Annotated in this window: 3 protein-coding genes; 1 reads left to right on the top strand and 2 read right to left on the bottom strand. The window is 76.4% G+C overall.

Annotated elements, in window-relative coordinates:
• Together ACFU7Y_RS42170 and ACFU7Y_RS42175 are read right to left on the bottom strand one after the other, a co-directional pair.
• Window positions 1-734, bottom strand: a 734-nt coding sequence (locus ACFU7Y_RS42170) for a DUF4184 family protein (protein WP_380771734.1), incomplete at its 3' end; no start/stop codon positions are given.
• A gap of 102 nt (window positions 735-836) precedes the next feature.
• Window positions 837-1904 carry an NUDIX hydrolase gene (locus ACFU7Y_RS42175; protein WP_224285333.1) on the bottom strand — a complete coding sequence of 356 codons (1068 nt, stop codon included), beginning with the start codon at window positions 1902-1904 and terminating at the stop codon, window positions 837-839.
• Between the two features lie 395 nt (window positions 1905-2299).
• Between ACFU7Y_RS42175 and ACFU7Y_RS42180 the strand changes: the two genes are divergently transcribed.
• Window positions 2300-3214, top strand: coding sequence for a ribokinase (locus ACFU7Y_RS42180; protein ID WP_380771736.1), 915 nt, complete (start codon window positions 2300-2302; stop codon window positions 3212-3214).
• The last annotated feature ends 50 nt before the right edge of the window (window positions 3215-3264 follow it).

Here is a 3264-nt window from a genome sequence, read left to right on the forward strand (position 1 = left end):
GCCGCGTACCCGACCGCGCCCACCGCGAGCCCGGCCCCGGCGCCGAAACAGACCTCCGGCACCAGGTTCCGCCGCAGCGGGCTGAGCCGGTGCAGCACCCCGGCCGCCGTCGCCGCGCCCAGCGCCGCGACGGCCGCCCGCCGGGCCCGGGGCACGAGCCGCACGGCCGGCCGCACCGGCTCGACGGCCCGCACCGCACGCGCCGCCCAACCGCCCAGCGCCGCCAGGGCGAGCGCCGAACTGCCGTACTGCAGCGCCTCGTACAGCGGGACCCCGGCCACCGGCCGGTCCAGTACGGGCAGCAGCCGCACCCCCAGCCCGTCCCCGTGGGTGAACGCGTCCCAGCCGACGTGGGTGGCCGCGCCGATCGCCGCCGAGGCCGCGAACCACGCCGCGCCGCCGGCCCCACCGGTGCCTCCGGCCCGGCGGGCGGTCAACGCCTCGGCGCCGCCCGCCCAGCGCCCGGGCAGCAGCGCCACCATCGGCCCGCGCAGCAGCCCGTGCCAGCCGGCCACCAGCGCAACGGCGATCGCCACGTCCAGCGTCGGCACCGCCCACCAGCGGTGTGTCAGCCCTCCGTGGCCGTACACCCCGGGCAACAGGGACTCGGCGAAGAACGGCACGTCCGGCGCCATCGACCCGGCGACCAGCGCCGACGCCACCAGCGGCCCGCGCACCCCGGAAGCGCGCAGCAGGGGCAGGACGGCGGCGGGATGGCTCAGCGTGAACGGCATGCCTCCATCCTCCCGCCGGCGGCCGCGGCGCCGCGCACCGGGAGGCCCCCACGAGCCGCTGCGCGGCCGTACCGGCCGCCCCGGCCCCGCGCCGACCGGCCGCTACGCCGCGTCCGCCGCGCTCGCCAGCCCGACGGCCACCCGGCTCCCCGCCTCCAGGTACCGCAGCTCGCCGCTCCGCCGCGCGTCCAGCGCGGCCGCCAGCCGCCGGTAGCGGCCCGGGGGCAGCAGTTCGCCGGCCTCCTCCAGGGTGACGAAGCGCCAGCTGCGCAGCTCCTCCTGCTGGAGCAGCAGGTTCTGCCGGCCCTCCGCGTTCAGCAGCCCGCCGTCGTACATCAGCCGCAGGCCGCCGCGGCGAGGACCGGTGCGCGGTTCCCAGTCGACGGCGAGCAGGCGCAGCGTGGACGGGTCCAGGCGCAAGCCCAGCTCCTCGGCGGTCTCACGCAGGGCGGCGTCGGTGGGGGCCTCGCCGCGTTCGACCACGCCGCCGGGGAAGTCCCAGTCGGGCTTGTAGACGGGGTCGACCAGCAGCACGCGGTCCTGCTCGTCGAAGAACAGGACGGCGGAGGCCACGGTGTCCCCGGTCGGGTCCGGGGTCTGGACGATCGGGCAGCGGGCGGCGCCGACCCGGACCAGTTCGGCGATCCGGTGCGCGGTCTCCCGGGGGGAGAGCTCACTGGTGTCGATCAGCCGGGCGTCACCGACCAGCCAGCGGCGGGCGGCACGGTAGCGCGGCAGGTGTTCGAGGCACCAGTCGCGGACCCGCTCGCTGCCCTCCGGATCGCCGGGACACGCCTCGCGGTGGGCTATGCGGTCACGCAGGATCGTTTCTTCAGGGTCCAGCACGAAGTGGTGCACCGCGATCCCGTGCGAGGCCAGGTCGCCGAAGATCTCGTCCCGGTAGTCCTCTCTGAGCAAGGTCATCGGGACCACCAGCGGGCCCCCGACCTCACCGAGCAGCGCCGCCGCCGTCTCGGGGACGAGCCGGCGCCAGGCCGCCAGGTCCTGGAAGTCGGACACCGCCGCCAGCCGGTCGGCCGGGAGCATCCGGCGCAGGCCGAAGCCCACCAGCTCGGGATCGAAGAGCACGCTCCCGGGCAGCAGTTCCACCAGCTCGCGGCAGGCGCTCGTCTTGCCCGCCCCGAATGTGCCATTGACCCAGACGATCACAACGTCCCCTGCCCTCGACTTCCCCCGATGCCGTTCGCACCGGGCAGCGCCCCCGTCAGCCGAACCAGCGCCACCCGTGGTGGTACCCGCGCCATGCCGCTCCCCATGCCTCCCCGACGCGCCCGCCCGCACGCCCAGGCCTGCCCCGTGACAGCAGCATGTGCCCAGGTCAGGCACCCGCGCACAGAAATATGCAGACCGGTCTACATCAAAATTGCACCCCTTCACCACTGCTAGGGCACAGGGCGCCCGATGGGTCGACCTGCCATGCACGCCCCACTCGTACGCTCCGCACGCCCGCGTGCACGCCCCGTGCTCACTCTGCGCTCCCCCGTCACCGATCGTCACCGGCCGCCTGCTTGCGCCGCCCGCGCCCCGCCGCGTACAGAGGAACGATGAAGCTGCTCCCCGTCGGCCGCGTGGTCGTCATCGGCTCAGTGAACACCGACCACATCCTCCGCTGCCCCGTGCTCCCCTCCCCCGGCGAGACCGTCCTCGCCACCGCCGCCACCCGGGGCTTCGGCGGCAAGGGGGCCAACCAGGCGGTGGCGGCTGCCCTGATAGGGGCGACGACGCACCTGGTCGCCAAGGTCGGGCGGGACGCCGAGGGCGAGGCGGCACGTGCCGATCTGCACGGCGCGCAGGTCGAGACGGGCGCCGTTCTCACCCATCCGGAGGCGCCCACCGGTCAGGCGATCGTCATGGTCGACCCGTCCGGCGAGAACAGCATCGTCGTCGTCCCCGGCGCCAATGCCCACCTCACCCCGGAGGAGGTCACGGCCGCGCTCACCCGCCTCCACCTGCTCCCCGTCGACGTGGTCCTGACCAGCAACGAGGTCCCCGAAGAGTGCATCCGCGCGACCGCCGCCGCCCTGCCCGCCGCGGGCCGCTCGGGCGGCACCCGCTGGCTGCACAACGCCGCCCCCGCCGGCACCCTGCCGGGAGCCGGCCCCACCGGACGCCGCCCGCTGATCGTCGCGAACGCCGTCGAGGCCCGCCAGCTCACCGGTGCCGCCGACGTCACCGAGGCCGCCCGGGCCCTGGCCGGGCGCGCCGAAGGCGCCGTGGTCACCCTCGGAGGAGAGGGCGCGCTGGTCGTCGTGGACGGAACACCGACCCGCCTGCCCGCCCCTGCCGTCCGGGTGGTCGACACCACCGGTGCCGGCGACGTCTTCTGCGGCGCCCTCGCCGCCGGACTCGCCCGCGGCGCCGGACTGCCCGACGCGGCCGCCACCGCCGTCGCCGCCGGGGCCTTCGCCGTCACCGGCCTCGGTGCCCGCGGCGCGCTGCCCCGCCCGACGGACCTCTGAGCGCGCGTCGGGAACCACCGGCCCCCGCCCGCACGGCGCCGGTCGGGGGC

Origin of the sequence: Kitasatospora sp. NPDC057542 (assembly GCF_042801945.1) — a bacterium.
Taxonomy (GTDB): domain Bacteria; phylum Actinomycetota; class Actinomycetes; order Streptomycetales; family Streptomycetaceae; genus Kitasatospora.

Bases quoted from the DNA above. Each gene is read 5' to 3' on its own strand.
- ACFU7Y_RS42180 (WP_380771736.1), top strand. From the start codon at position 2,300: ATGAAGCTGCTCCCCGTCGGCCGCGTGGTCGTCATCGGCTCAGTGAAC.